Here is a 4,885-nt window from a genome sequence, read left to right as displayed (position 1 = left end):
GCGACGGGCGCGTTGCTCCGCAGCCGGGTGTCAAAGCCCGCGCCGACGAACGGAGCGATGCGACGGCGAAGTGGTGTGGTCCTGGCATCGCGGTGCTGATGCCAAGCCGGCGGTGATGATGATCCGCCGGCGACGGGGGCAAGACAGCCGATCCCCGGGGAGAGCGCCTATAAGTCGTCAAACCGTCGCGCAGGGAAGGCCGGATATTGGGCTGAACCTGTGGTTCTGCCGCGTGCTTTTTGCTGCACGCGGACCGCGGGTATCAGCTGATACCCGGTCTTCCCTGCGCCTCTTCTTCGGAGGAAGAGATTCACTCAAGATGACAACTCGGGCGGATGCCGCCGCGAGATGGCTCAGCCTTGCCTGCTGTTTGAAACGTACAACACGCGGTCGTGCGATGTCCCGCACCAAGTGGGCAGTCGCAAGGTGATCTGCGGCCCTATCTCGACGTGATCGAGAGCGTCTTCTTCACCGGCGGCCTGTCGGTGACGATCAAGTCGCACCACAAGGTCGGCGGCCTGCCGGCGCGCATGAACATGAAGCTGGCCGAACCCTTATGCTCAGCGGTCGGCGAGAGGTTGGTGATGCTAATGGCCTACCGTTTACCAGGTCGAGTGCCAAGACGCCTCAACTTGGCATCCCCGCCGACAAGCGCTGCGCAGACGGCCAAGTCGGCGTTGTCGACGATGAGTGACCCATTCTGTGACTCCGAGCCTCTGCCGCGCTTCTTGAACGCCCGGAGCTCTAGTGCCTTGAGCTGGCGAACAAAGTCGCCTCCAGTCCGATGTGGTTCGAAAGGTAGTCCTGCGGGCCGGGGGTGACGACCCAGCGAATGCGTGACTTGAAAGCACGCCGGCGCACACGTGAGACGTCGAGATTGAAGCCGTGAAATGCAGTCGCACGTTCCATGAATAGGTAGTCGATCCTCGATCCGGTGGGATTCGCGTCGTCTGGCTGCATGTCGTCGCAGTAGTAATCGACATCATCTGACATCGTCGGCGTGGCAACGGCCGGATCGTAGGCTTGCCGATATGCCTCGCTGGCGCGATAGACCTTACAGTTGGTATTGAAGTCGTTGTAGATCGGCTCGTCGCCCTCGCCGTGACGGTCGGTCAAACCGTCGCTTTTCATCGTATCGTACGGGACGCTCCACAGGTCATAGAAGCCGGCCTGCTCCATCGCCGCGACCAGGTTGTGGTATTCGTCGGTATCAGCACCGATGTTGAAATCTCCTGCGACAATGGCCACGTTGGATGGAAGGTGCGTCGCCTTGATGAAGGCAATCAACTCATCAATCTGCCTGCGCCTGACGTCGATCTTCTCCGCGTCAGTTGGACCGGGCGGCAGAAGGCCGCCATCGCCGGCATAAACATGCGTCGAATAGAGCTCGATCGCACCGAAGCCGACCGGGATACGCGTGAGTTGCACCCCTTTGTTCGCCCATTTGTCAGAATCGAACATGTAGCCCATCTCGCATCCGCCGGGCATCACTCGCGACACGCCGTCCGCGGCATAGACATGCCCGCCGCCATTCTCGATCGTCCGCGTCGGGCTGAGCACGAGGATCCCGCTCTGCAGTTGCTTGTAGGCAAGGGAGCCGGTCGGTCCGTCGACATGCTGCGCGCTGCCATGTGCCAGGATCGTATCCCGCGTATCCTGGTCCCAAGCCTCGACCAGCGATACGAGGTCGTAGGCGAACACCCTCCGGCCGATTTCGTCGGCGCGCTCGGGGATGACCGGCTTCTCCATGACACTCACTTCGAACACGCCAAGCACCGGCGCGACCAACTGCATCAGCACCTCGAATACGACCTCCTCGGGGATCGAGAAGAGGCTTATCAGCCAGTCGAGGTCGGAACTGAGATTTTCGATGATGTATCCGCCGAGCGAGAGGCTGTTGCCCACCAGCTTGCAGGCATCGTTCAGCGGGTTGGCGGAAACGCCGCAGACTTCCACGATCGGCGGGAAGATGCGGTCGCAGACATCTCCGATGTCGGCCCCGATCATCTCCAGTGCCTTGCCGATGAACTCAGCCGATGAGACCCCAAGACAAGCCGCGAAGTGGCCCACCCCTCCGGCAGCGGCGACGATCTCCTTCAATCCGATCTTCGCGCGCAGGCACCAGATGTTGTAGTGGAGGAATGAAATTCGTGTCGTGGAGGGGCCCGACAGGCGCCAAGCCGCCTCGGCGAACGAAGCCGTCGGCAGGGTCGTTCCCGGTGCCGCTCCGGGGTAGCGCAGCCTGGACAACAGGCTGTGCATCGACTGCGGCGGGTAAAGTGCGTCGGCCTGCTGCGCGAGCTGATTGAACGACGTGGTGGGCATGCGCGCGTCCTCCTGACTGGTGAATCAGCTTGCCTGGAAGCGGTAGGCGAGCGTCGGCCACGACAGCCAGCGTTCCGGCGCCCGTCTGACTTCCTGTTCGATCTTCTGGTTCACCCAGGCAGCGAGATCCTCCGGCTGCTTGCCGGCGGTGGGCAGTGTCGCCACCACTTCCACGCGGCTGTCCCTGGGCGCTATCAGCGCCAGCGTGTAGCCGTTGCGGATCGCAAGCCGCAGAATGGCGACCGGGGTCTTGGCGGGACGTCCGAAGAATGGGCTGCGGACGAACTCGGTGCCCGGATGAATATTGTCCATCATCGCGAACACGTTGCGACCGTCGCGCATGTAGGCGGCGAGCGCCGACGCACCGCCTTGGGCCCGAAAATTCAGTGTCGTGCCTGCGTCCTTTAGTTCGGAGAGCCAGGGAGCATCATTCGACACCAGAACGACCACATGCTTTTTTTCCGCAGTGCCGAGCAGGCTCGCGAGCTCCGGGAAGTACCATCCGACAATGAGCAGCTTCTCCGATGCCGGCAGGTTCATATCGATCTGCCGCGTCTTCCATGCCCTTAAATTGCCCATTGCCTCGAGCCAGGCCTGATGATGAGCCGAGCTGAAATCGGCGCGGGCTCGAACGTGGGGCGTGGGGAGCAGCTTGCCTGCCCAGGCGAAGGCATGGTCCGCGCAGGCCGGAACCGACCTCTCGACTGCGTCGACCTTCAATCCGTGAATGCCGCTCAGGACGGTGTGCAGATCATTGGGCATTTCAAGACCCCGCCAGTTCCCATGTTCTGAGCGCGGCCTGGCGCGCGCCAGAACATCCTACTTCATAGCTAACGGTCGCAGGCGCCAGCCGATGGAGCGTTGACGTGAATCAACCCGCGGCGGCCGAGTTGACGATATTTTAAGTTACATCTTCAGCGGGAGGCGGCGAACATGACGAGCGACATCAAACTCACCGACACGTCGGTCATCCTGGAAGGATCAACGACTGTGCTGCAGAGCGGCAACGTCAGGATTCCCGTCGACGCGCAGGGCTATCCCGGCATGCTCAGAATCGAGTTTGACGGCGCGGAGGCCCACGCGGGGCGTGTCTTGCTGGCCCCGGCCTGGTTGGGGCGAGCAATGATGGTATGCAACGTCGAGATGGTGCAGCTTCAGAACCCGAAAGTGCCCCCGGCGGCGCGCGCGGCGCTCTCGCACTCCCAGGCTGACGAACTTGTTCTCAACGATGGCAAGCATTACGTCGGGGGCGTTTCGATTCACGGTGCGGCGAAACTCGAAGACGTGACCGTTAAAGGCGCCGCGCGGTTCGAGAAAACCGTTACCGCTCCAGACGGAATTGTGGCGGGTGGCGTTACGATCGCAGTCCCCGCAACGCCTGCATTGCAGCCGGGTCCATCGGTTGCGGGCTCCCGCACCAGCATGGAGATCAGCTCGTCGACCATTCGTGTGACAACGACCCATGTTGGGATGATCGGGCATCAGCCCGCGCCGGACGTCCTCGATCTGGTCGCGGAGATCCGCAGCCTTCGCGACCGGGTGGCCGCGCTGGAGAAGAAGGCCGGGGTTCCCGTGCCGGCCTAGTCTCGAGAGGCTCCTCGGCTTGGTCGCGCCGTAACAAAGCCAGATGCCATGCGTTGGTGTGATCCAAGGCCTGTAATATCTCAGATGATCGCGAGCTTCATCAAGGTCGATGCCTCACGGCCGCAAACCATCTCTTGGATTGTCCAAACCAATGGCCGTACGTTGGTGGGCGGGGACGGAATTAGCCCAAAGCAACACCGTGGAGAACAGTTGGTCTGATGGATGAGGACGACCGGAGCGATCAATCTCCCTCATCGAGGCGCGGATCGAACAGCTGGCCGACGTGGCCGAGCGGTGTCGAAAGATCATCATGGCCTCGAAGATCGTGATATCCGGCTGCGCCGCGTTGCTGCTCGGGGCGGTGCTGGGCCTGCTGGGGTCCAATGCGGTCGTCGTCCTCGGGACGATTGCCGCGGTGCTCGGCGGCATCGTTTCGCTCGGATCGAACGTCAGCACCTTGCGACAGACCATGGCGGCGACGGCCGCCGCTGAAACGTTGCGCTCGGACCTGATTGGCAGCATCGATCTTCCGGCCCCGCCCGAACTTCCATGCGGTCGGACCAGTGCCGCCGGGCACGCGGAGAAGTAGAATGGCTCGTGCTTTGCCGACCCGGCAGCTCGGTGCCGGAGCCAAGCTCATCACTGTGACGGTGCATTCCAATCACTGAAGACGTTTGAAGGCGTCGATGGGACCGGCTGCTGTGACCCGACGAACTCGCGCCATCCCGAGCTGCACGACGGGCAATCTCTGCATGGCGCGTATGCGCCAACTGCCCGTCGTGCCAGTTTGTCGCAAACTCATCACTTGCACCGTCGGGCAAATCACATCCACATTTCCTGTTATCCCGGCTCGCTGAAGAGGGACGTTTCGCGATCGTCACGAGCGTCGAGCCGGGGAGGCGACGGGCGCGTTGCTCCGCAGCCGGGTGTCAAAGCCCGCGCCGACGAACGGAGCGATGCGACGGCGAAGTGGTGT

Annotated in this window: 4 protein-coding genes; 2 read left to right on the top strand and 2 right to left on the bottom strand. The window is 62.3% G+C overall.

What is annotated here, in order from left to right:
- Positions 1–744 precede the first annotated feature (744 nt).
- Together ACQR0U_RS32295 and ACQR0U_RS32290 are read right to left on the bottom strand one after the other, a co-directional pair.
- On the bottom strand, positions 745–2,325 hold the full coding sequence (locus ACQR0U_RS32295; RefSeq protein ID WP_315827438.1) for an endonuclease/exonuclease/phosphatase family protein: 1,581 nt from the start codon (positions 2,323–2,325) through the stop codon (positions 745–747).
- Between the two features lie 24 nt (positions 2,326–2,349).
- A complete protein-coding gene (locus tag ACQR0U_RS32290; RefSeq protein ID WP_316159492.1) occupies positions 2,350–3,087 on the bottom strand; it encodes a hypothetical protein in 738 nt (245 codons plus the stop codon).
- 171 nt (positions 3,088–3,258) lie between these two features.
- Here ACQR0U_RS32290 and ACQR0U_RS32285 point away from each other — a divergent pair, with 171 nt between their 5' ends.
- A complete protein-coding gene (locus ACQR0U_RS32285; protein WP_315827440.1) occupies positions 3,259–3,909 on the top strand; it encodes a hypothetical protein in 651 nt (216 codons plus the stop codon).
- A 310-nt stretch (positions 3,910–4,219) separates the two neighbouring features.
- Positions 4,220–4,498 carry a hypothetical protein gene (locus tag ACQR0U_RS32280; RefSeq protein ID WP_409999262.1) on the top strand — a complete coding sequence of 93 codons (279 nt, stop codon included), beginning with the start codon at positions 4,220–4,222 and terminating at the stop codon, positions 4,496–4,498.
- Positions 4,499–4,885 lie beyond the last annotated feature (387 nt).

This window comes from Bradyrhizobium sp. HKCCYLRH3097, from assembly GCF_051167875.1.
Lineage (GTDB): Bacteria > Pseudomonadota > Alphaproteobacteria > Rhizobiales > Xanthobacteraceae > Bradyrhizobium.
The sequence above is the reverse complement of the archived record's forward strand: the minus strand, read 5'-3'. Positions and strand labels throughout refer to the sequence as shown.